The following is a 23,953-nucleotide window of genomic DNA, read 5'->3' on the forward strand; positions in this document are numbered from 1 at the left end:
GCGACCGGTCCACCCACTTTGTTGGGGTGCTGTTTTCAAATCTCTCTCACGTCCAAGACTGCCCACAGTTTCTTGCCTTGGGTCATTACATGCTGAACAGTTGCCAAAAATACAAGCAGGTATTCACCAAAAGAATATCGCCCAGAGACCTGTCGAGCCGCCGAAGAAGCAATAAACTCCTTTTGTGTCAGTCGGATCTTTTCTGCTCTTGAAGCCAGAGATCGTGGGATAGACCCAGTATGCATTCTTGTACCGGAAGCAGTGGTAAGAGACCTTAGCACTCCATCCCGTAATAAGTAGTAGGCAGATTCCTGATTCCATCCTTTTCTCTTAAGCGTGTACCCGGTTCCGGTGTAAGTTATTCTTTATAAATTCAGTCTATTTAGCCCTAGCAACCCGGGGACTTGCGCACTGTCCCTCAGCGAGAGATATCCGCAGACGGTGGTTTCGCCGCTGGCCAGGACTATAAGGTCAAGAGGTTGCCCCCAGTACAAATCAGAAAGGTGGTACTGAATCATGGAGATTTCTTGTCCAGAAAATTCGATCAGAGAGAAGCCAGCCTCTTGACACAATATTTCTTTAAGCCCCCAGTTAGCATCATTAATTTGCTGCGGCAATGTGACACTATATTTAGTTGGTCCACCTACAACGCTCAAATTGTATTTCGCTACTATATCGTAGCCAACAGGTAACGCATCCAGCGAATCACTGCCACACCCTCCAAACATAAACATGAAGTAAAAAAATAACAACAGCATAAAATGCCTCGGAGCTCCCATACATTCTCCATCTTAATCGATTATTTTCCCTTCAACACTTTGCCACCTTTTAAATAGAATCCGTATGTTACTTTCACTTCCGCAACCAGTAATAATCACTATGAACGTCATGATGGCGATCGGGTTAATTATATTTTTATCCAATGCTTCTCCTTATTCCAACTACTTGTTGTATGCTCACCTCGGCAGTAGGTACTGAAAATCTGCTTCCGTTATGTCTTTCACATATTGTTGCCACTGGCCATCTTGGCTTTGGAAGTTGAGAATTGCTCGCCGGGGGTGGAAATTGAGTGTAAATTTCTTTCCGCGGACTTGAACATCAGGCACAAACGTCACCGGTGACCGTTCCCACCCTTTTTCATTCTCTTCCATCCACCTCTTGAGCTGCGAGTAGGTTTCTTCGCCTTTTCTGATTTCTTTCTTTCCTTTGCTTTTTCCATTTGTTTCGTGGGTTTCGATTGTCAGGGGTTCTTGTGACTCCAGAAGCCACTTCGAGTCGATCTTGCAGGCGGCCAGAATGGTGGTGAGGATTAAGATAAATATGTATCGCGTTAGGTTATTCATGTCTTCTTTCGTCATACAACGGGGGCGTTCTTGACCGGCGGCGCTAGCCGTCCGCGTCCAAGGACGTGGTTGGAAGCACGGCTATCCGCTTCATGCCAGGCCCTGTATCCCTAGTCTATTCACACCAGCCATCACAGAATAAAAGCCGTCCATAGCTGGTGCCTACCCAGATGAATTATTTATAAATCCTTTTCGCAATTCCGAAATAACCAATACAGGCTAGGGCAAAAGACATAATGAAAACCTGAAGTTTGTTCTGTAATCCAAGGGTTAACCCGAGAGTGACGATACCAATCATTCCCAAGATAAGAGTAGCCCCTACCCTTTTGGCTTCGAGCTTGGAGATGGTTGCCCCTCCGAAAATCACCTTGTAGTCGTCGTTATCTTTATTCATGTTTTGGTACTCGTCCAACGCCTGTAGGGTGAGCGGCGCAGCGGCCACACACTTACCTGCTTTTACCCGACGACAACCACTCCGCGGAGACCTGCTCCACCCGGCTTGTTGGGACTGCCTGAAGTGCCTTGCTGAATTTAATATTTTAATACTTCCGGTTCATTCACGATCCCGTCCATTGTCACCAAGACGTTCATTGACTCAGGGATCTTGCAACCATCAGGCATACGCATGCATATAATGATGTAGCACCACTTATTTTTCATGTATTTAGGGAAGACGAATTGCTCAAGTTTTATTTCAGTTATCACGTAATCAATAAACTCTGGATTCTTCTTTTTTATATGGTCACGGGCTATTTCTACCGCTCTTTTGAGCGTAAGCGGAGGTGCTCCCTCTTCTGGCGACCAGCTTGGCGTTTTTTCGATGTCGGTCACAGCTAACCTGTTTTGGTACAGTTGGCCTGGACCTTTACTCCACATATTGAAGTCTATGAAATCGCTCGCTTGGAGGGTAACCGGAAAGAGCGCCCATAGCTGAAATATGGTGATTAAGACGATGTACTTGTGCAGTATTTGCTTCATTGATGTTTCCTTCGATGTACGCCAACTACTTATTGAGCGGTTCACGCGCGCGTGAACCGCTGATCCGCCCAAAACTGATGTTCTACAGGTCCTCTCAAGTCAGAAAAATCCAGGCCTACAAAAAATCAGAAGAACAACATCATCTTCATAACCCACCGTATTAAAACATTTGTCCCTTGTGATAAATGTTCTATCCGGGTGGATGAGCGGTTTTCTGCTCAATAACCCGCGCCATTCAATACTGCACCGAAGGTATAGCTTTTTTTAATTGTGGTCAATGGCAAAAATTTCATTCTAGTCGTTTGGTCGGGATGGGGGGAGGAGAGGGATAGGGGGGGGCGCGAGTGCCCACCGTTTTCACCAGCAACCAGGGTGGTGGCATTTGTGGTGAGCTCGAATAGGCAAGCTGGTTAATGAAAAATGTAAGGACTTTATTGTCTATGTAACGACTTAATTGTCGATGTAACAACTTAATTGTTTCTCGACAGTCTCAGTTCAGTTCAGTCAGCTTGTCGTATCCCACCCTACCCGTCCCCCCCTCTTGCCTATACTGACCGAACTCGCTAGTTGCTACCACGTGTTTCGTCCTAGCCACCACGTGCTTCGTCCTAGCCACCACGTGCTTCGTCCTAGCCACCGCACTCTTCGTCCTGGCCACCGCACTCTTCGTCCTAGCCACCGCACTCTTCGTCCTAGCTACCGCACTCTTCGTCATGGCCACCGCACTCTTCGTCATGGCTACCGCACTTTTCGTCATGGCTACCGCACTTTTCGTCCAGGCTACCGCACTCTGCGTCCTGGCTACCGCGCTCTTCGTCATGGCTACCGCACTCTTCGTCATGGCTACCGCACTCTTCGTCATGGCTACCGCGCTCTTCGTCCTGGCTACCGCACTCTTCGTCCTGGCTACCGCACTCTTCGTCATGGCTACCGCGCTCTTCGTCCTGGCTACCGCGCTCTTCGTCCTGGGTGCCGCGCTCTTCGTCATGGCGACCGCACTTTTCGTCCTGGCTACCGCGTGTAAAGTGGACGTGTAAAGGATTGCGTGTAAATGGCCAGTCGGGAGGTGCTTCGTCTGGAAGGGATTTCAGGCAGGGTGTAAAAAAAGCAACACGATTAAGCGCCTTTTGGACCTGAAGATTTAAGGGGGGAGGAGTGTCCCAGAATTACACAGATAAAGAATGGGGCGCCATGTCGGCGCCCCATGGAGGGAGGGCTGTCAGCAATCAGCCCCGTCAGGTGATCGTCACGCTGGTGGTCGGCGACCAGGGACCTGGGCCATCGGCACCGTGATGCCTCATACGAAAGAAAGTGTTACCGGGTATCAGGTTCTCCATGAGCATGGCAGAGGCATTGGGGAACATGGAGCCGTGGAACCAGTCGGCCTCGCGAGAAGGGTCACCCCTGTTGATATGGATCTCGTGATTGAATGCACCTGGTACGGTAGAAGCGCTGCCCATCGCTTTGCCCGGTTCACCGAGGTTGATTACGGTAAAGTCGTTTGAGGAGGTCAGGGGCACCTTACCCCTGGGGTGAGCCCTGTGTTCTTGGGTTATGGAGAAGCCCGTGGTGAAGAGGGCATCAGGGTTCCGCACCGAGGCGGCATCCAAAAGGGAAGCAATCTCATCCAGGATAGCCACGATTTCCCCCATCAGCCTAACCCGGTCATGGATCATGAGCCTGTCGCCGTTGCTGGCTGCCCGATGGGCCCCTTCGTATGCATCGGTTTTTTCGAGTAACAACTGTAGGAGCGCAAAGTTCGCGCCCCAGAAGGTATCCGGGTAGTTTGGGTTGTTTGTGAGGGAACGTCTCACCGTCAAAATGAAGGCGAGAAATTTTGCCGGAGACAATCGCCGATAGTCACGTTTTATCCTTCGCTGCATCATCATCGTCACCTCCATGACTAGGGTTGACCACACCATACCGGTTAAACGCGCCTAACGAACAAGAGCGTAAACGGAGCTTCTCGTCTGTCAAGCATCGTTTTTCTCGCCCTCCCCCTGCGCAGAAAATCTCAGCATGCCTAGGCAGGTGCGTGCCTGTTGACACCGTAACCTTTGCGGCTATCATCTTCGCTGTCTTAAACAACGCTAACAAACAGGCATTTTCAACGGGGCATTTCGCTCGATACCGGAACACTCCGAAGCGAAGGAATAATTATGAAAACCGAGGAAAACCAGATCAGGCAGGATGTCGTTTTCAGCGCCAGGGACCTGCTCGTCATCCTTTTCCGGTTCAGATACAGGATGCTGATGGCGTTCACGGCGACGACCCTGGCCCTGATCGCACTCCCCCTTTCTAAGCCACCGGTTTACGAGGCGAACTCCACTTTGCTGATCAAGATCGGCAGGGAGTTCCGCAACCGCACCGAAGTCGACGGCGGCAGACAGCTGATGATCAGTCAGGACGGGATAATCAACTCGGAGATCCAGGTACTGACCAGCCTCGATTCGGTAAAGAAAGTGATCAACACCATCAAGCTGGAAAACCTCTACCCCGAGCTGGTCGACATGCCGGACCCAAAGGACAGGCTGGAGGCCGCTGCTTTGAACTTCACCAGGAGCCTCACGGTGCAGGAGGTAAAGAATTCCAACGTGATAGAGATCTCCTTCAAGCACCAGAATCCGCAGCTCGCCGCACTCGGGGTGAACCTCATGGTCGAGGCCTTCAAGGAGAAACATCTCGAGGTGTTCAGCGATGCCGACACAGCCTTCATCGAAAACCAGTTGGCGCACTACCAGTCGAAACTGCTGGATTCGGGCAACTCGCTGCAAAAGTTCAAAGAAAGAAACGGCATCGTCTCCCAGGAAGAACAGGCGCGGCTCCTGCTCACCAGGGCAGCTTCGATCGAGAGTGAAAAGATAGAGGTGGAAAACCGCATCAACGCCCTGGCATCCAGGGTTCCGGTCCTAAAATCCAGAGCGGAAAAGGTATTGGCGCTGGGATCCAACGCATCGGAACCCGGGACCCGAAGGCCAACGGACGAGGCGGAGGCAAGACTGCTCAACATGCAGTTGGAAGAGGAGCAGTTGCTGGCAAGCTATCCCCCCTCAAGCCCGCTGGTACCGCTGGCCAAAGAGCGGCTGGCAGCGGTGAAGGCCTCGCTTAAAGAACTTGAGGCGAGGCGAAACCGCAGGCCGGGGGAGGCGGACCCGGCGTACCGGAGCGCAGAAGCGGAGCTGGTCAACGCCGAAACCGAACTCAAGGCGCAAAGGGCGAAGCTTGTGGCGCTGCAAGAAGAAGGGAAAAGCGTCTCCCAACGGATTCAACTTCTGGAGCAAAGTTCGGAGGAAATCCAGAGGCTGAAACGGCAACAGGAGATCGACGAGAAGAACTACCAGGCATTCGTGGCCCGTGCCGAGGAGGCCCGCATCTCCAACGCCATGGACAGACTTAAGTTAGCCAATGTAAGCGTGATACAAAAGGCCAGTGTTCCCGTTGAGCCGGTGGAGCCCAAGGTCGTCAAGGTTCTGTTGCTGGGGCTGGGCCTGGGCCTCGCCGCAGGGGTCGGGCTTGCCATCGTCTCGGAGTTTTACACCCCCGGCCTCGCCACCCCTCAGGCGGTGGAAAGGCGTTTGGGACTCAAGGTTCTGCTGAGCATAAGGCAGCGGCTCTAGCCGCCAAGCGATGGAAGGAGCGAGCGTTGAAAACGATCCATTGGCCATGGCAGGACAAAAACGAAGTGCAGCCGGAGGATTTCGGTTGCGAAGAGCAAGGCGCCGCCCCGGCGAAGAACTCCAACGGTTGGGGCCGGTTCACGACGGATACGGAGATGCTCGCACTTTGCCGCAGCATCGACAACCTGGTTCCGGCGCACGCCCCGAGGGTCATCCAGTTCATCGGCATCAAGGGGAAGGAAGGGGTTTCCACCGTGGTCCGCGAGCTCGCGGTTGCGGCGGCACGGATGCTCAAGAAGCGGGTTCTGATCCTGGACGCTGCACACCATGCCCCATCGCAGCACACTCATTTCGGCCTGGAAGAGCCGTATGGCTGGATCGAGGCAATCGCAGACGGAAAGCCGGTGACCAAGGCCTGCTACCCAGTGGAAGCAGAACAGCAGTCCCTTCATCTGGCACCGATCACCCCCAAAGCATCACTGCCACATTGGTGCGTGGACGGTGCGTCACTCGCCCCACTGTTCCGCGGGCTCAAAGAGAGCTTCGACCTGGTACTGATCGATTCGGCACCCGCCCTGCTTTCTGCGGACACCCTCGCCACCTGCCGGTTCTGCGACGGCGTCGTCATGGTGTTCGCCGCGGAAGGGAGCTGGCGTCTGGCTGAGGCCGCGAAAATGAGAATCGTCGAGCATGGAGGCGCCATCCTGGGCGTCGTGTTCAACAAAAGGACCTTCCACATCCCGGAGTGCATCTACAAGCGTCTGTACTGAATGGCTGAAATCGGCCCACCGGAGGGAAACGATGCAATGGAAGCTTCCACTGGCAGCGCTTTTCACCCCGATCGAGCGGGCGGTCAGCTCACGTTGGCCCATCCAGGTGCTCTTCGTGGTGCGGGGTGATCCCCTTGACGCTCCAAGCAGCAGGTACCGCGTCTTCCAGTACCTCCAGGATCTCGATCGAAACGCCATCTCTTACCGCGTGGTGAAGCCCCCCAGGCGCAAGAGGGTCCATTGCCACCTCTGGATTCCGTGGTTTTTACGCACCCTGTTCTGGGGGCTGCGCAGCCGGTCCATCTTCATTCAGAAAGACATCTTCTGGCTTCCGTTGTGGAGTTTCTTCAAAAGGCTCGGCAAAAGGGTCCTCTACGATTTTGACGATGCCGTCTTCACCGAGCAGCCCGGGCAGGTTTACAACCTGCCGCTGGAGCGCAGGCCCGGGTGGGAGACGGTAAGAGAAATGGTGCGCCTAAGCGACGTCACCATGGTCGCTAACGACTACCTCGCCGGTTTCGCCCGCCCCCACGGGGCGAAGGTGATGGTGGTCCCCATGGTGCTCGACCTCGAGAGTTACCCGGTAAAGAGACATCGCCACGCAGGCAAGGTGGTCATCGGCTGGATCGGTTCGCCGCAGACATCCGGGTTTCTGGAACTGGTGCAGGTTGCCTTGGAGCGGGTCGGCGCAAGCCTCGGTGAAATGGTGGAGATAAGGATCGTAACCAACGGCGAGGTGTCGCTGCCTCGAGTGCCGCATACCCGCATGCGGTGGGAGGCGGCAAGGGAGATGTCCGATCTCCTCTCCTTCGACATCGGCATCGTTCCACTGCCGGAGACCCCCTTCACTCTCGGCAAGAGCAGCTTCAAGCTCCTCCAGTTCATGGGGTGCGGTCTACCGGTCGTCTGCTCACGGGTGGGCTTCAACGCCGAGGCGGTTAACGACGGGGAGAACGGTTTCCTTGCTGAGGGGAGCGATGAGTGGTGCGAGAAGTTGTCGCTGCTGGTAACCAACGAAGAGATGCGCCGGGCGATGGGTGCTCAGGCGCGCCGCACCATCGAGGAAAGGTATTCGCTGCAAAGCCAGGCCCCGGTGGTACGTCAGGTAGTGATGCCCATCGATGCCGGACCGGCGTAGCGGCACGGCAACCGGGGCATAATCATGATCAAGCCTATTCTGTTTCTCGCCATTTTCACCATACCGATCTCCATTGACTACACACTGTTCGAGCCGTCCAGGGACGCGTTCAGCGGATGGGCTGGGGGGATGCTCTTTACCCTGTCCGACCTGATCTTTCTGAGCCTGCTCGTGGCATGGAAGCTGGAGACCCTGCACCTCCCGCGCCCGCGAGCGAGAGTGGTCTTCTGGCGCCCGATCGCCTTTTTCATCGCAGCATGCCTGATCTCCGTCCCCGGCTCGATCTGGTCCGTCTTCGGGTACATCGCAGTCTTCCAACTCGGGAAACTGGCCCTCATCTATTACGGCATCAGCCGGATCGTGCTCCAGGATCGCAGGTACATCCCGGTCGCCTGCTCCGCACTCATCGCTGCCCTATGCTTCCAAGCCTGCCTGGCGACGGTGCAGTTCTTCACCCAGGATTACTACAGCTTCCTGCGCACCGGCTCCCATGCCGCACTCACCCGCTTCGGCGATCTGATCCGCAGCCATGGCACCGTTGGGGTGCCCAACGCGCTCGCGGCCTTCATCATCCCGGTTCTGCTGCTCGTGGTGGTGAAGCTGCTCCATGACGAGCAGGCGAACCGCCCCGCTTACTTTTTCATCCTCTGCCTGGGCTCGGCTGCCCTGCTCTTCACCTTCTCCCGGAGCGGCTGGAGTACTTTTGCGTTAAGCGCCCTTGCCCTTTTCGTGCGCAGCGCCCGCATCAAGCGCCCCCCGCCCTACGTCTACCCGCTGCTGGCGATAGGGGTCGCCGTGGTGCTGTTGTCCGGCATCGTCGACTCGCGCATATCCTCGGACGACCAGGGGTCCGCCCAGGACAGGTGGTACCTGATGCTGATCGCCGCCCGGATGATCCGCGCCCACTTCGTGACCGGTGTCGGCATAAACAACTACTGGTTTGCCATGAACCATTACATCCCTCCGGATTACGGATGGTCCTTCGTCTACGTGGTGCACAACGTATTTCTTTTGGTCTTCGCCGAAACCGGCATCATCGGGTTCATCGCGGTCATCCTTCTGTTCGCGACGCCGGTCATCAAGCTATACCCTCTCGCCCGTTGCAACACCGAAGAACAGGGACGCATCGCACTCTGGATCGTCACCTCCATCGTCGGCATAGCCTTTCTCAACCTGGTCGAGTTCACCTGGGCCTCGTCGATCATCTGCTCATTTTATTTCCTGATGCTCGGGGTTGGTGACGCGCTGGTGAACGCGGCAGAAGGTGCTGCCAAGGAGTGACCATGGATGACACGAAGGGGCAACAAAAGCGCGGCGTACGGCGCCTGGTGCATTCTTCCGCCGGGATCACACTCTGCACGCTTCTCTCGACCGCCATCGGTTTTGCCACCCAGGTGATCCTCGCGTCCTACTTCGGCACCACCGAGCAGATGGACGCCTACCTGGTGTCGCTGACGATACCCGCCATGGTGGTGGCGGTCTTCGGCGGCTCCCTGAATTACACCTTCATCCCGGTGTTCGTAGAGAAACTCTCCTCCGGGGAGGAGTCCGCGGCGTGGCGCATAGTGAACGACATGTTCTGCATCTCCCTCATGGTGCTCCTGCCGATCACCTTGTTGAGCTCCATCATGGCGCTGGACGTCATAGGGGCGACAGCTCCCGGACTCGCGAACACCACCAAGGGGGAGGCGGCCACCTTCTTCCGTGTACAGACTCCGGTCATCGTCTTCTCCGGCCTCTCGGCACTACTTGGCAGCACCTACTATGCCCGGAAACGCTTTCTTTACCCCGCCCTCGCCCAGGTCGCAAACAGCGCGAACAGTCTGCTCGTCGTCTCGCTGTTCGCAAAGGGGAGCGGCATCAAGGCAGCCGCGTGGGGGGGGCTGGCCGGCAGCGCCCTCACCTTCATCATGCTGGTCCCGGTGTTGCGGCACATACCGCGCTTCCGACTATCCCCATTCCCGCTGGAGCAAGGCACCCGCAGGGTGATCAGGCTCATCATGCCCCTTTTATGCGGCGCACTCTTCTACCGGGGGGACGACCTCATTCAGCGCTTCATAGCCTCCTCGTTCACCGCGGGAAGCATCTCTTCGCTGGCCTACGCCTTCAAGCTGGTGACCACGTGCAGCAGCCTGGTGGTCTCGGGCATATCCATCGTTTTGCTGCAGCACGTCTCGGAGTTCGCCTCACGAAAGGAGGAGGGTGAGATCGGCGGCACCTTCGGCGGCACCTTCCGCTGGCTCACCTTCTTCATGATGCTGGTGATAAGCTGCGCCGTGGTGAGCGGCGAGGACGGGATCGCCGTTCTTTTCCAGCGCGGCAAGTTCGACGCCGCCTCCTCGCACCTCACCTGGCAGTGCCTCGTCCTCTACGCCGGGGTCATGTACGGCGGCGTCATCGGCGCCATCACGACTCCCGTCTTCTACGCCTACAAGGACACCATGCTTGTGGTCAAGGTCGGTATCGCCGGCGCTCTCCTGCAACTGGCCTTTTCGTTTCTTCTCTCGAGGATTTGGTCTGAGCTTGGGCTCCCCCTGGCCTATTCTCTCTCGAGCCTTGCCACCATATCGGCCTTCCTGGCGATCTTGAACCGTAAGTATGTCGCTCTCCCCTTGCGCGAGATGGGACGTTCGCTTCTCACCTCGGGGCTCGCTGCTGCCGTCGCCGTGCCGCTTTTGCGCCTGGCGGAAAATGCCTTTCTCCCTCCCCTCGCCCCGCTGGCGAGACTTGCCGTCATGGTACCGCTAACCGTCCTCGCCTACCTCACCCTGGCGGTGCTCTTGAGAAACGAAGAGGCCGGGCAAGTCGCACGGGGAGCCGCCGTGATCCGGCAAAGAAAACCCGCCCGCTCTCCTTGAATGAAGAAATTCGTCTGCAGGCGATGAACAAAAAGAGGCCCCGGAAAAGTCCGGGGCCTCTTTGTCTCTGCCGGGCGGCCCGCGCCGCCTCGATCGGTTGTCAGCCTGAGCTTACGATGCGGAGAGAAGCACCGGGGCTGAGGGGATCTTGACGGTGGTATTCGGTGTCTTGATCACCCCGATGTCGAGCTTCTGGTTCGGCCACGGCATCCATACGCCTTTGCCGCCCTGCCAGGTCGCCGCCGTGGTGAGGGTGATCTGGTTCGCGCTCGGTACCGAGGCGATCTGATACCTGCCGCTACCCTCGATCTGGATGGTATCGCCGGGGCGGAAGACCATGCGCGCATCGATCTCGGTCACCAACTTGTTCATGGTGATGGTCGTCCCGGAGCCCGAAGCCGAGGTGGTGAAAGGGAAGACCCCTTTGTTCAACGCCGGAGAACTTGACTGCAGTTGCAGGTTCGTGGTGTCCCAGGACGAGCCAAGCAAGGTGTAGTAAGGGTCTGTCGACATGCATGCCGAACCGGTCCATCCGCCGGTGCTGTTGATCACGCTGGAGGAGGTGTAGTTAGCAGACTTGTCGGTGACCACGTAGCCGCCGTAGGCCGAGTTGAAGAGGCTGTTGTAATATTTGACAGAGTAGCTTCTGCCTGAGTAGTCGTTTTCCACCTGCACGCTCTTACCAGTATCGCCGGAAGAGATATTGTTGATCAGATAGATGTTGTAGGTGCCGGAAGCAAGGTTGTAGTACGCCCCCCACCAGGCGATGCCGTAGCCGAAGTCGTTGCTGGCGGCGCTGGTGTTGTTGATGAAGAAGACCCTGCTCCCCCCCTCGTACACCTGGAAGTTGCCGTCACCCTTCTCGCTCTCCGCAGTGTCCCAGGCGGTGTTGTTGATGAAGTAGATGTCGCGGGAGGAGGAGTTGGAGTCGAAGTTCTGCTTGTAGTTGCTGTAGCCGATGCAGTCCCTGACCGTCACGTTCCATGAATCGTCGCGGTACTTGTTGTCACCGTCCTTGGAGACATCCACCCCCTGCTCGCCGTTGTTGTGCACGATGCAGTTGAGTACCCAGCTGTTGGTGCAGGAGCCCAGGTGGATGCCGTCGGAACCGAGGTTGGAATCGTAAGCGGTGCAGTTGGAGATCACTGCGTTGTTGACGTAGGTCAGGAAGATGTTCGCGGCCCAGTCGTCGTTGATGCCGGTTTTGTGAGCAACGACGCGGTCGATGGTTGCACCCTGCAGGAAGGTGGTCGGGTAGCTTGGGGAGACGAAGATCACGTTCGCCCAGATCGAGTTGTACACCTCGACGTTACGCAGGGTGTTGTAATTGCCGGTGGTCTGGAAACCGTTGTAACCGGAGTTCTGCACCTTGATGCCGTTGGCGCCGCCGTCGAAGACGACGTAATCCCTTTTCGAGATGTTCACGAGGCCGGCCCAGTTGGGGACGGTGATGCCGGAACCGTCGATCACGCTCTGACCGGACCCCCAGGAGGGGTCACCCTTGATGGTGATCGGGCTGGAGGCTGTACCGTTGTCGTACCAGGTGGAGTCTATCTGGATCATGCCGCCCCCCTGCGAGGTGTGCTTGCTCCCCCCTTTCACGATTACCACGTCCCCCGCCACCAGCCGTTTCCAGCCGCCGGCGCTCAGAAAATCACTGTTGCCGGTGGTCTTGGTTCCGGGGATATTCTTCCAGCTCGAGGTGGTGGCAAGGCCGTTAGCCGCGTCACTGCCGTAGTCGAAATCGACGTAGTAAGTGGTTGCCTGGGCCTGCTGCAGGTAGCCGAACAGCATGAAACCGAGCAACATCATGGAAAGTCTCAACGACTTCTTCATCTTTTCTCCTTCTGCCGCGGTTTTCACCGCGGTCAAGTCTAGCGTATTTTCCTTCATCTTACAGGCTGCAGGTTACTGGATGTACATGCTCGCGTTGAGGAGCTTGCCGCCCCACCTGCCCGACGGAAGTACCGCGGGAAGACCGCTGCCGTAGGAGTTGGGCGCCTCGTACCCGCCCGTGGTCGCCCCGCAGGTGAACCGGTACAGCATGCTCGATGCTGCCTGAGCCGCTATGTAGTAGGTTGCGCCCTGGGTGACCGATGCTGCGGGGACCGACACGGTGGCGTAGCCTGCCGCGGAAACGGTCATGGTACCCTCGGTGAGCTTAGTGCCACCAGCCGAGTAGAGTGCCAGCCTGATCGCGGTCGGGGAACCGTACTGATAGATTTTCACCCGCAGCGCGCTCACCTTGCCGGTGGCGTCGGCCGTCACCGGGCTGAACTCCATGTAGCTCGGCGTGGCGTCCTGGTAGGCGGAGGTGCCGGTGGTGATGTCGTCCCAGTGCCCTGTGGTGGTAGCTGCGAAGGTAGCCGAGACCGTATGGTTGGCGGTGACGTTGCTGAAGGTGTAACTGGAGACCGCGCCGACCGAGGCACCGTCGACGGTGACACCGGAAATGGCGTACCCCGTTGCCGGAGCGACTGAGAGGCTGAGACTGCCCCCCTGGGAAACCGAAGCCGTTTTGATCACGGAACTGCCGCTGGTGGCGGTGCTTACGCTCGTCCCTGAGGGGAAGTTGATGCTCCCGCCCGGGCCTGCGGTGGCCGTGATGGAATAGGTTGCGCCGAAGGACTTGGACATCTCGTTCGAGTAGGCGCTTTCGGTCTTGGCCCCATCGTAGGCGGTAACGGCGAAGTAGTAGGTCGAGCCGTTCACGAGGTTGCTGAGCGTGTAGCTGGTCTGATTGCCGACGTCCACACTACCCGTGTAGGCCCCCTTCGCAGTGCCCTGGTAGACCTTGTAACCGCTCACCGTCATCGCGCTGCCGTCGGCGTACGTGGCCGGTGCGGACCATGACAGGGTTGTTTGGGCGGCGCAGGCCTTTGAAACCGGGATGAGCGAGATACACGCGAAGATAATGGCGGCAATGGCGAGGAATGATGCGGGGTTGACTGGAGAACGATGCCACAGTGGCAGCTTACACTTCTTTTCTTGCACTTCTACCTCCCTGGTGCTGGGTTTGGCCGGGAGGTGCTTGGTATCGCCGGGGACGGAACCGTCCACCGCAGTCATCGAAGGTAAAAGAGTTGTCCGTAACGGCGCGGGGGGTGTTCCCGGGCTCCAGCTGGACCGAACCTGATCTGCGGCGGCAGACGTGAGTCGTCTGTGGGCGATAGTTCGGCATCCCGGCTGTCTCGGTGAGACCCTATAGGCTTTCCGTCCCACCCTCGCGGGTGGTCTAGTCTTATCGTTATCGGCGTATTCGTTTGTGTTCGTTGCAGGTGTAGCTTAGTAAACTTCCGCCACTCCGATGGTGACGAACGTCACACTAAGGGCAGCTTTTTGTCCCTTCCGGGTACCGTAGAGGCGGACGGTCGGTCAGGACGCCCGCTGTTCCGGGGCTCCCTTGACACGGCCGGGGGTGAAGATATACTCGGCACGGTGAAATTATTTTAATCTTGAAACGGTTCTGGATCAGCGCGTGGGCCGCGTGTCACTGCGTTGGAAGATCCCTTACAGGCTGACGTTGTTGGGCCGGAGGAGGAATTGATGCAAGGGTCGAAAAACAGACAACTGCGCGCCTGTTTCGTTTACTACCAGTGTTTCTCGCAGTTGCTTTACCGAGAGGCGATCACGCTCAAAAGAGGGGGATTCGACGTCGACATCATATGCCTTAGGGCGCATCCCAGTGAGGAGGTCGACAGCATCTATGAAGGCATGAGGGTGCGCAAGATAGTGCCTCGGTACGGCGCTGAAAAAAGCACCTTCGCCTACTTTGCCAGACTCTTTTTCTTCTTCAACAAGACCTTCCTGTTGCTTTCCTACATGAGTTTCAGCAAGAGATACCACCTGATTCACTTCACAGCGCCGCCCGACGCCGCCATCTTCACCACCGTGATCGGGAAGCTGCTCGGAGCGAAGGTCATCCTCGATATCCACGACATCGGTCCTGAGCTCTTCATGCGCAAACTCGGCGTCAAGGAGACCCACCCGGTGGTACGCATGCTGAAGACCATGGAGAAAGCTGCCGCACGCTTCGCCGACCACGTGATCACGGTGACCCATCTCTGGCGTAACGCCCTCATCTCCCGCTCGACGACCCCGGAAAAATGCTCGGTCATGCTCAACGTGCCGGACAACGAGATCTTCAAGTTCGTCGAGCGCGAACCGCGAAACGAGAGGTTCAACCTCTATTACCACGGCTCCGTCGAGGAGCACTTCGGAGTGGACACGCTGCTGGACGCCATGCCGGTCATCAAGCGGCATATCCCTCATGTAAAGCTTCATATCTACCCCGCAAAACGCGGCAGGCTGCTGGAAGCGCTGCAAAGTCGATGCGAGACCCTGAAACTCGAGGGTTACGTGTTCTTCCACGAGGGGGTCCCCTTTTACGAGCTTCCCAGGGTGCTCCAGGATGCGGACCTGGGCATAGTACCGACCAAAAATCACACCTTCTCCAACGAGGCGGTGAGCAGCAAATCCTTCGACTACATCTTTTCCGGCATCCCCATCGTGATCTCCAGGACCGCCGGACACAGCTTCTACTACAACGACGAGATGGTGAAGTTCTTCGAGCCGTGCAACAGCGCTGATCTCGCCGCAGCGGTGACCGATCTCTACAGGAACAAGGAAATGCGAAAGAGGCAGGTGCGGCAATCTCTCAAATTCGTCGAGGACAACAGCTGGGACCGCATTCAGCTGAACTACCTGAACATAGTGAAGGAATTGATCGACCCGGCCGCCCCCGGCGCCGACAGGACCTAGGAAATGAAAGCGGAAAAAGAGATATCCGTGCTGCTGTCCGACACCCTCGATTTGATCAACTCTCCCCTTGCCCCGGCCGCTACCATGCTGGTCTACCACCGCATCGAGGACGGTGGTGCCTCCATGCTGCCCGATTCGGTAACGCTCACCGAATTTCAGGAGCAGATGAGGTACATAACCGACGAGGGGTATTCGCCGATGACCGTGAGAGAACTGGCCGCGCTGGTGGAAGCCGGGGAGGAGCCGCCTGAGAAAAGCATAGTCGTTACCTTCGACGACGGTTATCTCGATACCTACACCCATGCGTTTCCGGAGCTCGACTTCTTCAGAATGCCGGCCACCGTTTTCCTGGCGGCCGGACATATCGGCGCCTCCACGCCTTTTCCATGGCTTGGTAGCGACGGCGGCAAACCTATGGATTGGCAACAGGTCGGCAGGCTGCAAAAGGCCGGGATCGAGATCGCCTCCCATACCTACTCACACCCCTTCACCCCGAACCTCACCCAAAAGGAGCTCTGTCTGGAGCTTGAACGTTCAAAGAGAACGATCGAGGAAAAGCTCGGCTCCCCGGTTCATTCGCTTGCGCTCCCCTACTCTTTTCCGCTGCGCCATCCGCGCTGGCCGTCTTTCAAGGCCCGCCTGAAGGAAGCGCTGCACGCCAGCGGCTACGTTTGCTGCTGCACGATGCAGAGGGGGCACATAGGCCCAAGGGACGACGTGTTCGCCCTGAGAAGGATACCGGTGGGCCGTGACGACGACCTGCGGCTGTTCCGGGCCAAGCTCGAGGGGTGCTTCGCATGGACCGCCCCGCTCCAGGCCCTTTACCAGAGGTTCCTCAAGAGTTATCCAACGCCGTGACGAAGCGCCAACCGGCGACTCGCCGCCCCGCAGTCGCACCTACAGCTCGACGGAGACCGCATGAAAAGGCTCGCCTACCTGGCCAACTACTTTCCATCCCTCACGGAAACCTTCATCTATCGCGAAGTCATGGAGCTTAAAAGGCGCGACGTTGCGGTGGCCCTTTATTCGTTGCGCAAGCCAGGCGAAACGGAGGTCTCCGACGAGGCGCTCAAGCTGCGGGGTGAAACTTCCTACCTGCTGCCGGTACCGACCGGCGAACTGCTGGCGAGCCATGCGTGGTTCTTAGGCCGCACCCCCCTAGCCTACCTGGGCACCCTTTTCAAGATGCTCACCGGGACGCACAACAGGTTCCGGGACCGGGTCCGCAGCCTCACCCATTTCGGGGAGGGTGCGGTGCTGGCCCGCCGCATGGTGCGGGAAGGAATCACGCACATCCACTCGCACTACGCCTCACAGTCCACCTCCGTCGCCCGGGTGGTGCACCTGCTGACCGGCATCCCCTACAGCTTCACCGGCCACGCCCACGACATCTGGCACGACCGCCTGCTCCTTCCCGAGAAGCTCAGGGAAGCCGTCTTCGTGGCGACATGCTCCACCTTCGCCAGAGAGTTCATCGCCCGGGAGGAGAAGACCTGTGATGAAAAGATCCACGTCGTCTACCACGGCCTTGATGTGAGGAGGTTCACCCCGCCGACGGGCGAGAAAGGAAGGATTCGCAACCGGATCCTCAGCGTGGGGAGCCTGGGCCCGACCAAAGGATTCCCGGACCTGATCAGGGCGTGTGCCCTGCTGCGGCAAAAGCTGACCGACTTCGAATGCGTGATCGTCGGCGAGGGGCCGATGCGGGAGGAACTGGAACGGCTCATCTCGGATCTGGGGCTTTCCGGGACGGTCCGGCTCGTAGGGAGCGTGCCGCAGGAAGGCCTGATCGGGTTTTACCACGATGCCTGGATCTTCGTCCTTCCCTGCGTCATCGCCGATGACGGAAGGCGCGACGGTCTTCCCAATGTCCTCATGGAGGCGATGGCGACGGGACTGCCGGTCATCACCACCAAAAGCACGGCGCAAGAAGAGCTGATCGAAGACGGCAGGCACGGAATGTTGGTGCCGCCACACGCCCCGGAGGAGCTCGCAACCGCGATCTGCACGCTCTGCCGCGATGACGAGTTGCGGGCAAGCTTGGGGACCGGGGGACGCAGGAGGATCGAGCGGGATTTCGACAACCGCACCACCATAGAGCCGCTGCTGAGACTTTTCGACAGGTACGTTTTCGGTGCAGACGGGAGTTCTGCGGGGGTGCCATATGAACGCTGACGGCGCGGAGCGGGGAACGGTCTTTCTCAAGTGGTTTCCCTATGACAAGAGAAACGAAACCATCGCGGCGGCTCTGGGCGCGGAATGCCACTTCATCTGCTCGCTGAAGAGAAGAACGCCCTGGAACGCTCCGCTTCGCTACCTGGCACAGGCCTTCAAGACGCTGTTTTTACTGTGGCAAAAGCGTCCCGGGACGATTCTCGTCACCAATCCTCCCGTATTCGCAGCCGCTACGGTCGCCTTGCACTGCACGATCTTCGGCGGGCGTTTCATCATGGACAGCCATTCCGGCGCGCTGGCGGAGCGATGGCGTCTCTTCCAGAGACTGCACCGCCTTGTCGCCCGCAAGGCGGCTCTCGTGGTGATCACCAACGAGACCTTTCAGGCCGTGTACCGGGGATGGGGCGCGCAGACGCGCATCATCTCCGATATCGTGATGAAGATACCTCACGGCACACCCACCGCGCTCGGCGACGGTTTCCATGTCATGGTGATCTGCTCCTTCGATCCCGACGAGCCGATCGCGGAGATACTCGCCGCGGCGGCGGGACTCCCCGAGGTCTCGTTCATGGTGACCGGGAACTTCGGGCGCCTCGACCCGGAGCTGATTGGAAGCAGTACTCCGAACGTCACCTTCACCGGGTTCCTGCCCGATGACGAATATTTCGCCCTTCTGCATGCCTGCCAGGCGGTGATGGTGCTCGTGGATACGGAGGACACCATGCAGCAGGGAGCCTACGAGGCGGTGTCGGTGAAAAAGCCCATGGTGCTCTCGGACTGGCGTCTGCTGCGGGAGAGTTATCCGTGCGGCGCGGTCTTCGTGGCCAACGAGCCGGAATCGATCAAAGCGGGGGTGCGTAATCTCATCGAGCACTACGACGAGTACCTTGCCGGAGCGGAGCGAGTGTACAGGGAGCGTGTCGCGATATGGGAGGAGAACTGCCGTTTTCTGGCCGGCTTTTGCACGGAAACTCCAGCAGGAGAAGAAAAGCGCCCATCCCCCTCCCCTCATGCCTAGAGCGCATCAAGTGTTCCTGCTCTTCCGGTAAAACCACCTGCAACTGATCTTGTGGGCGATCCAACCAACCCCGATGCCGCCAAGGGCGTCGAGCAGGTAGTGCCATCCGAGGTAAACCGTTGCCACGACGAAGAGGAGAACGACTCCGCCCATGAGGAATCTGAGCCTTGGGTACAAAGCCCCTATTGCCAGGCTGGAGAGATAGCAAAGTGCTATGTGCAGACTCGGCATGCCGACGATGCCGTTCGCAGTGACTATCGGGGTCTGCAACGGGTATGACTTGAAGGATTGGTAATGCGACCAAAGACGTTCCATTGCCCCTGCCGAACAAGTACCAGTTATGTGGCGGTAAAGCTCCGGTTTGAAGAAGGCAGGTCCCATGGTCGGGAAAAGTATGGAAAAAGGAAGTGAAAGTGCAAAGGCAACGCACCATGCCGAAGTGAAACGCCAGAATACTGCCTCTTCGCGCGACGCTAGAAGAAGGGTAAGACAGGCAAGCGGCCAAAGGAAGAAATACATCGTGTCGAAACAGTGGGTTAAGTAGGGAGTTTTCGGGAGGATGTAAAGACCACCGCAGGTCAGCAGGTTCAGGATCCAAGCGTCGCATCTGAACAAGATGTCATCGTAAAGCCTGTGGTTTAAAAGCGGAATGGCGGGCTTGAGATTCGTGTAGCTTACAAGTACCCCGTAAACAGCCATATAGGCCATGGCACCGTTTAAAAGATATTTCTTCAGGTAGCCGGAAAAAAATGCCCTCAGCACCTGGATGGCATGGCGACGCGGTTCGTTGAAGAGGAGGTGTTTCGTCTCTGCTGACAGATCAAAAAACAGGTGAAAGAGCGGCCCGATTGTGGCGTGAAAATAGAGAAATATGAAAGCCATGCCGGACCCGAGATGGGGCGGTGACCACTCGAAATCCCTGGCAAGGAAGCCGAAGACGAGCCTCGCGGCGGACAAAGAGAGGATGACATGGCAGAAAAGATAAAAGATTCCCGTCGTATATCGGCTGGCTTGGTCGCATGAGGATGTCTCCGCAAAGGAAACGCTTCTCCATGGTGCGGCCTGCGACAGCCAGCTCTCTTCCGCAGCCTGTTTATCCCGCTCCAACATATACCGGTCCTCATCCCAGACAACATCCGCACCTGAAAACTTAAGGCGCGTGCCATGACGGGCGATACCGCGTAGTCCGATCTTACGGTGAATATTCTTTCCAGAAAACCCCCGCCTCCGAATTGAACTTCGTTATGCCGTCGGAGTCCTGCATGCTGCCGGTAAAAGCGCCATCGTCTTCCCAGACGATCCCTTCCGGCATGAGCACCCTCGCCACCACGGTCCTGCCGGAAATCGACTTCGAGCCAAGCCGCCTGGTCTTCCCGGCCTTGCTCTTTTCATAGACCTTCACGATGCAGCTCGCGTTTGCAGGTGTCCCTCCTTCACCTTCTGCGACAAAGGTGTAGATGCCTTCCGAGGTCTTTTCGACGATTGCCTCCTCGGCATGATCGGGTGTCTTGACGACGATGGGGGACAGCTTCTGCTCGCGCCGCGACTCGTTGCGGGAAAGCGGCCTGCTTCGTTTCGACCGCGGGTAATCCCTGAAAAGAACCGTGAGCTTCAAATCGCCGGCACTTTGCACGATGACTTTCAGGTCGCCATAGATGATAGGCAATACAAGCCCTTTATCCTCCGCAGGCTTCGGTTTTTGGGCGACCGGTTCCGCAGGTTTTGCAACCGCTTTCGGAGGCGGCGGTTCCTGTTTTGACGCCTGGCCGGGGGGCGAACCGGAAACGGCAGCAGTCCTGACCTGGGCGAGGCGTGTCTTGCGCTCCAGCGCGGCAACCCGTTCCCGTTCAGCTTTCTCGGCGGCCATCCGCTCCCGTTCCCGGGCAAGACGTTCCGCTTCCGCCTTTTGTGCCGCCTTCTTCTCCTGTTCCGCCCTCCATCGTTCCTGCTGCGCCTGCTCGGCCTGTCTCTTCTTCTCGACCGCAGCAAGCCGCTCCCGCTCAAGCTTCTCGGCGGCAACCCGCTCGCGTTCACGGGCTAAGCGCTCCGCTTCCGCCTTCTGTGCCGCTTTTCTCACCTGCTCCGCCTTCAACCTTTCCTGAAGCGCCTGCTCGGCCTGTTTCTTCTTCTCGAGAGCGGCCATCCGCTCCCGCTCCATCTTCTCGGCGGCGGCGCGCTCCCGCTCACGGATTAAGCGTTCCGCTTCCGCCTTCTGAGCCGCCTTTCTCTCCTGGTCCGCCTTCTTCTTTTCCTGCAACGCCTGTTCGGCGGCTTTCTTCTTCTCGAGGGCGGCAACGCGCTCCCGCTCCGTCTTCTCGGCGGCTATCCGCTCGCGCTCGCGGGCGAGACGCTCCGCCTCCGCCTTCTGTGCCGCCTTTCTCTCCTGTTCCGCCCTCAGCCGTTCCTGCAAAGCAAGCGCTTCGATCTTCTTTTTCTGTGCTGCGGCGATCCGCTCCTGCTCGGCCTGTTCGGCAGCCGCCCGCTTGCGCATCCGGGCCAGCCGCTCTTTTTCCTCTCGCTCCGCGGCCCTCAACTCCTGTTCGGCCAGGCGTTTTTGCAACTCCTGCTCTTCTTCCCTTTTCCTCTCCGCCGCCGCCAAGCGTTCCAAAGCTGCTTTTTCTTCAGCGCGCTCGCGTGCGAGCTTTTCCTGCAGAGCACGTTCCGCGATCCGTTGCTCCTGTTCCCGCCTGGTCCGCTCGCGTCGCGCCAGCTCGCCCTTTTGGGCTCGATCTGAAGCGGCCAGGCGCTCCTTTTCGGCTTTTTCCTCCGCAACGCGTTCACGTTCCCGGGCGAAACGTTCCTGCTCCGCCAACGCCGCAGCTTTTCGCTCCCGCTCCGCCATCCTCTTATCCAGCAGTGCCTGCTCGGCGCGCTTTTTCAGAATCGCCGCGGCACGCTCCTTTTCCGCCTTTTCCGCGGCAGCCAGCTCCTTCTCCCGGGCAAGCCTCTGCCTCCGTTCGCGTTCCGCGGCCTTGCGCTCCTCGGCGGCCTTTTTCCGCTCCTGTGCCTGCTTTTCCTTACGCTGCCTTTCGGCTGCCTTGCGTTCCTCTATCGCCTGGGCCTTAGCGGCAGCCGCCGCGCGTTCGGCTTCTTTTTGTTCCGCATCGGCGTCTATAGCCGGAGTCTCGTCCTCGGTCGTTGCTGCAGCCTGCTCTTCGTCCTCTTCATCATCGGCGGATTTCCCGGTCAGTGCGGCGACCTTCTTAGGCTCAGGAGGCGGCGCTTTCCGCAACAGCGCTTTTTTCACCGCCACCGGCGTGGTCAAAACCTCCATCGCCGGCTCAGCATCAGAAGCATCCTGCTGCAAGAGAGGGGGTGCGGATGCCGGCGGAGCCGCCGCCGTTTCAGGCGCGGCGGGTTCAGGAGCGGCCACTTCGATTTTTTCTGACGAATCGACCGCCGGAACGGCATCGGGGGGCGCAGCCTGCGAAGCCTTTGTAACATCGGGAGCAGGTGGTACTTCGGATGGAATAGACGAAGCGGAAAGCCAGAGGATGTCGAACCTCGCGGTGTTGCCGGTCTGGGGATAATAGATGGAGGTGACCGACGCCATGGCGATAAGCAGCGTGTGCACGGCAACCGATCCCAAAATGGCCCACCACACGTCTTGTCGCGCTACCCTTCTTGTGAGCCAGACACGGTCTTCCATAGTTCCCCGCAGCCAAGGTGCCACCGTTTTCCCTTCCCCCACTACTAGCGTGTCACCTCAAGCAGGTTCTTTCTTGTCGTCTACGATGACCGGCGTTACGGCACGGTACCTGTCGATGAGATCCCTGTACTGCGGGATGTTCTTAACGAAGATGTTGGCAGCTTCGTCCGCGTAGATGAGCTTCCAGTCCTTGTTCAGCAACAAGTAACGCGACAGGTGCGAATTCGCCTCGAAGATGACCCAGGTGATGCCGTATTTCTCGAAAACCTTTTCCCATCCCTGCTGGAATGCGGTCACCTGACGAAATTCCTTAAGACGCTCGGCACCGTACATATCGAGCCTGCCGTCGATGAACACCTTGTATGACGGCGCGGCGGCATAGATCAGGTAGTCCCCGAATTCGTCGCTGTTGAACATGTTGCCGACGATGCGCTCTCTCTTTATGAACTCGGTTGCCGCCACCGGCTTGGTCTTCGGTTCGAAACCGTAGGCGATCCTCCCTGTGACGGCGAAATAAACGACAAGAACCACCGAAGCGGCAGGCCAGAGATACCTCATGGCCGTGGCATCGAGTCTGGAAATGTTTCTGGAGCGCCTTTCCATGAAACGGGAGAAGGGCGTGTCCCTCTCACGGAGTCCCTCGTTCAGCAATCGCGAAAGGATGCGTGCGGCAACGATGGCAAAGAGCGGGATGTATCGTGCGGAATAAAGTGACATGTGCAGGAAAAGAGCGATCAAAAGCACGTCGAAAACGTCGAGCTTTTTCCTGGACCAGGCAAAAGCGGCAAACAAGAGTATCAGGTAGAGTTCGAATCCCTTTGCGTACCGCTCGTGAAAATTCGGAGACATGAATTCGGATATGGAATCCATGAGGTATCCCGACGAGGTGAGCTTGAAGGGGAAAAGCAGTATGTCGTAACCGTAAGGGTTTACCACGGTAATCGCCAAACAGAGAGCGGCGGCCACTGAAAGCCCCTTAAGCCTTGCCAGCGCCTTTTGCCGATCACAGCCGGAGCGGAGCGCTTGGAAGGCGTTACCTGCGAGGAAGACGGAAAGCAGGATGAAGCCCCCCATGAAGCCGCCGTGGAGGTTCACCCACAAAAGCATGAGCAGAGGAAGTACGTAGAGCAGGTTCCGGTCCTTGTACTGGTAAAGACAAAGGATGTGATACCACGCAAGGGTGAGTGGTAAGGAAAAGATGTGCGGCCTTGCGAGCCAGTGCAGTCCGGAAGATGCGCTAGCCAATATCACCACCGCGAGCGAAATGAGGATGTTCCTGTCGCTTGCATGGATCGTTTCGAAGAGCAGCATGGCGGTAAGGGCGATGAAAAAGCTGAAGAAGACGACGACTCCCGTCAGACCGAAGGCGTTGTGGACGAGGGCCATGATCACCTCGGAGAGCCACTCGTGGGCGGTCCAGGGCAAGGGAGGCGTGAGGTAGGAGAACATGTCGTGGTCAGGCACCTTCATCGTCTTCATGATGTACTCGCCGGCGCGGATGTGGTAGCCGGTGTCGCCGTCGTTCAGCAGGCTCTTTCCCAAATGCACGGAGACCAGCAGAAAAATGGCGATGAAGAGAAAGTCCGCGATGGACGGAAGCAAGGACGTGCGTTTGGTAGTGTCTGTAGTAGTCAATGGAATCGCCT

Annotated in this window: 20 protein-coding genes and 1 riboswitch; of the genes, 10 read left to right on the forward strand and 10 right to left on the reverse strand. The window is 57.8% G+C overall.

Annotation, left to right across the window (positions count from 1 at the left end):
* Nucleotides 1-365 precede the first annotated feature (365 nt).
* The 4 genes from D6Z24_RS19520 to D6Z24_RS19535 all read right to left on the reverse strand — a co-directional run bounded on the left by D6Z24_RS19520 (nucleotide 366) and on the right by D6Z24_RS19535 (nucleotide 2,321).
* A complete protein-coding gene (locus D6Z24_RS19520) occupies nucleotides 366-758 on the reverse strand; it encodes a hypothetical protein (RefSeq protein ID WP_129128291.1) in 393 nt (130 codons plus the stop codon).
* A 198-nt stretch (nucleotides 759-956) separates the two neighbouring features.
* Complete coding sequence (locus tag D6Z24_RS19525) at nucleotides 957-1,358, reverse strand: hypothetical protein (RefSeq protein ID WP_129128292.1); 402 nt, start codon at nucleotides 1,356-1,358, stop codon at nucleotides 957-959.
* A 160-nt stretch (nucleotides 1,359-1,518) separates the two neighbouring features.
* Nucleotides 1,519-1,785, reverse strand: coding sequence for a hypothetical protein (locus D6Z24_RS19530; protein ID WP_129128293.1), 267 nt, complete (start codon nucleotides 1,783-1,785; stop codon nucleotides 1,519-1,521).
* An 89-nt stretch (nucleotides 1,786-1,874) separates the two neighbouring features.
* Nucleotides 1,875-2,321 (reverse strand): hypothetical protein, encoded by a 447-nt coding sequence (locus D6Z24_RS19535; RefSeq protein ID WP_129128294.1) that lies wholly within the window; start codon nucleotides 2,319-2,321, stop codon nucleotides 1,875-1,877.
* A gap of 713 nt (nucleotides 2,322-3,034) precedes the next feature.
* Between D6Z24_RS19535 and D6Z24_RS19540 the strand changes: the two genes are divergently transcribed.
* Nucleotides 3,035-3,358: a hypothetical protein gene (locus tag D6Z24_RS19540; protein WP_129128295.1), complete on the forward strand. Its 324-nt coding sequence runs from the start codon at nucleotides 3,035-3,037 to the stop codon at nucleotides 3,356-3,358.
* Between the two features lie 198 nt (nucleotides 3,359-3,556).
* Here D6Z24_RS19540 and D6Z24_RS19545 read toward each other — a convergent pair whose 3' ends face one another.
* The gene (locus D6Z24_RS19545; RefSeq protein ID WP_129128296.1) at nucleotides 3,557-4,210 is read right to left on the reverse strand and encodes a hypothetical protein; all 654 of its coding nucleotides are present in this window, start codon (nucleotides 4,208-4,210) and stop codon (nucleotides 3,557-3,559) included.
* Nucleotides 4,211-4,480: 270 nt separating this feature from the next.
* Here D6Z24_RS19545 and D6Z24_RS19550 point away from each other — a divergent pair, with 270 nt between their 5' ends.
* From D6Z24_RS19550 to murJ, 5 genes are read left to right on the forward strand one after another with little or no spacing between them, the layout of a single operon-like run.
* Nucleotides 4,481-5,938, forward strand: a complete 1,458-nt coding sequence (locus tag D6Z24_RS19550; protein ID WP_129128297.1) for a GumC family protein — start codon at nucleotides 4,481-4,483, stop codon at nucleotides 5,936-5,938.
* A 26-nt stretch (nucleotides 5,939-5,964) separates the two neighbouring features.
* A complete protein-coding gene (locus D6Z24_RS19555) occupies nucleotides 5,965-6,708 on the forward strand; it encodes a tyrosine-protein kinase family protein (RefSeq protein WP_129128298.1) in 744 nt (247 codons plus the stop codon).
* 31 nt (nucleotides 6,709-6,739) lie between these two features.
* Complete coding sequence (locus D6Z24_RS19560; RefSeq protein ID WP_162605197.1) at nucleotides 6,740-7,846, forward strand: glycosyltransferase family 4 protein; 1,107 nt, start codon at nucleotides 6,740-6,742, stop codon at nucleotides 7,844-7,846.
* A 24-nt stretch (nucleotides 7,847-7,870) separates the two neighbouring features.
* Entirely contained in the window at nucleotides 7,871-9,127 is a 1,257-nt protein-coding gene (locus D6Z24_RS19565) for an O-antigen ligase family protein (protein ID WP_129128300.1), read from the forward strand.
* Nucleotides 9,128-9,129: 2 nt separating this feature from the next.
* Nucleotides 9,130-10,704 carry a murein biosynthesis integral membrane protein MurJ gene (murJ, locus tag D6Z24_RS19570; RefSeq protein ID WP_129128301.1) on the forward strand — a complete coding sequence of 525 codons (1,575 nt, stop codon included), beginning with the start codon at nucleotides 9,130-9,132 and terminating at the stop codon, nucleotides 10,702-10,704.
* A gap of 111 nt (nucleotides 10,705-10,815) precedes the next feature.
* On the opposite strand, the gene D6Z24_RS19575 is transcribed toward murJ, so the two are convergent.
* Nucleotides 10,816-12,540: a right-handed parallel beta-helix repeat-containing protein gene (locus tag D6Z24_RS19575; protein WP_162605198.1), complete on the reverse strand. Its 1,725-nt coding sequence runs from the start codon at nucleotides 12,538-12,540 to the stop codon at nucleotides 10,816-10,818.
* Nucleotides 12,541-12,612: 72 nt separating this feature from the next.
* Nucleotides 12,613-13,698, reverse strand: a complete 1,086-nt coding sequence (locus D6Z24_RS19580; RefSeq protein ID WP_162605199.1) for a fibronectin type III domain-containing protein — start codon at nucleotides 13,696-13,698, stop codon at nucleotides 12,613-12,615.
* 179 nt (nucleotides 13,699-13,877) lie between these two features.
* Nucleotides 13,878-13,954: riboswitch (cyclic di-GMP riboswitch) on the reverse strand.
* 296 nt (nucleotides 13,955-14,250) lie between these two features.
* On the opposite strand from D6Z24_RS19580, the gene D6Z24_RS19585 reads away from it, so the two are divergent.
* Genes D6Z24_RS19585 through D6Z24_RS19600 form a run of 4 tightly spaced genes read left to right on the forward strand, consistent with a single transcriptional unit; the run spans nucleotide 14,251 to nucleotide 18,658 of the window.
* Entirely contained in the window at nucleotides 14,251-15,465 is a 1,215-nt protein-coding gene (locus D6Z24_RS19585; RefSeq protein WP_129128304.1) for a glycosyltransferase family 4 protein, read from the forward strand.
* Between the two features lie 3 nt (nucleotides 15,466-15,468).
* Nucleotides 15,469-16,323, forward strand: a complete 855-nt coding sequence (locus tag D6Z24_RS19590; RefSeq protein ID WP_129128305.1) for a polysaccharide deacetylase family protein — start codon at nucleotides 15,469-15,471, stop codon at nucleotides 16,321-16,323.
* A gap of 60 nt (nucleotides 16,324-16,383) precedes the next feature.
* Nucleotides 16,384-17,640 carry a glycosyltransferase family 4 protein gene (locus tag D6Z24_RS19595; protein WP_129128306.1) on the forward strand — a complete coding sequence of 419 codons (1,257 nt, stop codon included), beginning with the start codon at nucleotides 16,384-16,386 and terminating at the stop codon, nucleotides 17,638-17,640.
* Entirely contained in the window at nucleotides 17,630-18,658 is a 1,029-nt protein-coding gene (locus D6Z24_RS19600; RefSeq protein ID WP_129128307.1) for a glycosyltransferase family protein, read from the forward strand. Before D6Z24_RS19595 ends, D6Z24_RS19600 begins: the two co-directional genes overlap by 11 nt.
* A 6-nt stretch (nucleotides 18,659-18,664) precedes the next feature.
* Here D6Z24_RS19600 and D6Z24_RS19605 read toward each other — a convergent pair whose 3' ends face one another.
* From D6Z24_RS19605 to D6Z24_RS19615, 3 genes are all read right to left on the reverse strand, one after another.
* Nucleotides 18,665-19,768: a phosphatase PAP2 family protein gene (locus D6Z24_RS19605; protein WP_129128308.1), complete on the reverse strand. Its 1,104-nt coding sequence runs from the start codon at nucleotides 19,766-19,768 to the stop codon at nucleotides 18,665-18,667.
* 82 nt (nucleotides 19,769-19,850) lie between these two features.
* Nucleotides 19,851-22,247: a hypothetical protein gene (locus D6Z24_RS19610; RefSeq protein WP_129128309.1), complete on the reverse strand. Its 2,397-nt coding sequence runs from the start codon at nucleotides 22,245-22,247 to the stop codon at nucleotides 19,851-19,853.
* 117 nt (nucleotides 22,248-22,364) lie between these two features.
* Nucleotides 22,365-23,942: a hypothetical protein gene (locus D6Z24_RS19615; RefSeq protein ID WP_246014739.1), complete on the reverse strand. Its 1,578-nt coding sequence runs from the start codon at nucleotides 23,940-23,942 to the stop codon at nucleotides 22,365-22,367.
* Nucleotides 23,943-23,953: the final 11 nt, after the last annotated feature.

Origin of the sequence: Geomonas oryzae (assembly GCF_004117875.1) — a bacterium.
Lineage (GTDB): Bacteria > Desulfobacterota > Desulfuromonadia > Geobacterales > Geobacteraceae > Geomonas > Geomonas oryzae.

Coding starts and splice junctions, on each gene's coding strand:
- D6Z24_RS19520 (WP_129128291.1), bottom strand. CDS start 758: ATGCTGTTGTTATTTTTTTACTTCATGTTTATGTTTGGAGGGTGTGGC.
- D6Z24_RS19525 (WP_129128292.1), bottom strand. CDS start 1,358: ATGACGAAAGAAGACATGAATAACCTAACGCGATACATATTTATCTTA.
- D6Z24_RS19535 (WP_129128294.1), bottom strand. CDS start 2,321: ATGAAGCAAATACTGCACAAGTACATCGTCTTAATCACCATATTTCAG.
- D6Z24_RS19540 (WP_129128295.1), top strand. CDS start 3,035: ATGGCCACCGCACTCTTCGTCATGGCTACCGCACTTTTCGTCATGGCT.
- D6Z24_RS19545 (WP_129128296.1), bottom strand. CDS start 4,210: ATGATGATGCAGCGAAGGATAAAACGTGACTATCGGCGATTGTCTCCG.
- D6Z24_RS19550 (WP_129128297.1), top strand. CDS start 4,481: ATGAAAACCGAGGAAAACCAGATCAGGCAGGATGTCGTTTTCAGCGCC.
- D6Z24_RS19560 (WP_162605197.1), top strand. CDS start 6,740: ATGCAATGGAAGCTTCCACTGGCAGCGCTTTTCACCCCGATCGAGCGG.
- D6Z24_RS19565 (WP_129128300.1), top strand. CDS start 7,871: ATGATCAAGCCTATTCTGTTTCTCGCCATTTTCACCATACCGATCTCC.
- murJ (WP_129128301.1), top strand. CDS start 9,130: ATGGATGACACGAAGGGGCAACAAAAGCGCGGCGTACGGCGCCTGGTG.
- D6Z24_RS19575 (WP_162605198.1), bottom strand. CDS start 12,540: ATGAAGAAGTCGTTGAGACTTTCCATGATGTTGCTCGGTTTCATGCTG.
- D6Z24_RS19585 (WP_129128304.1), top strand. CDS start 14,251: ATGCAAGGGTCGAAAAACAGACAACTGCGCGCCTGTTTCGTTTACTAC.
- D6Z24_RS19590 (WP_129128305.1), top strand. CDS start 15,469: ATGAAAGCGGAAAAAGAGATATCCGTGCTGCTGTCCGACACCCTCGAT.
- D6Z24_RS19595 (WP_129128306.1), top strand. CDS start 16,384: ATGAAAAGGCTCGCCTACCTGGCCAACTACTTTCCATCCCTCACGGAA.
- D6Z24_RS19600 (WP_129128307.1), top strand. CDS start 17,630: ATGAACGCTGACGGCGCGGAGCGGGGAACGGTCTTTCTCAAGTGGTTT.
- D6Z24_RS19605 (WP_129128308.1), bottom strand. CDS start 19,768: ATGTTGGAGCGGGATAAACAGGCTGCGGAAGAGAGCTGGCTGTCGCAG.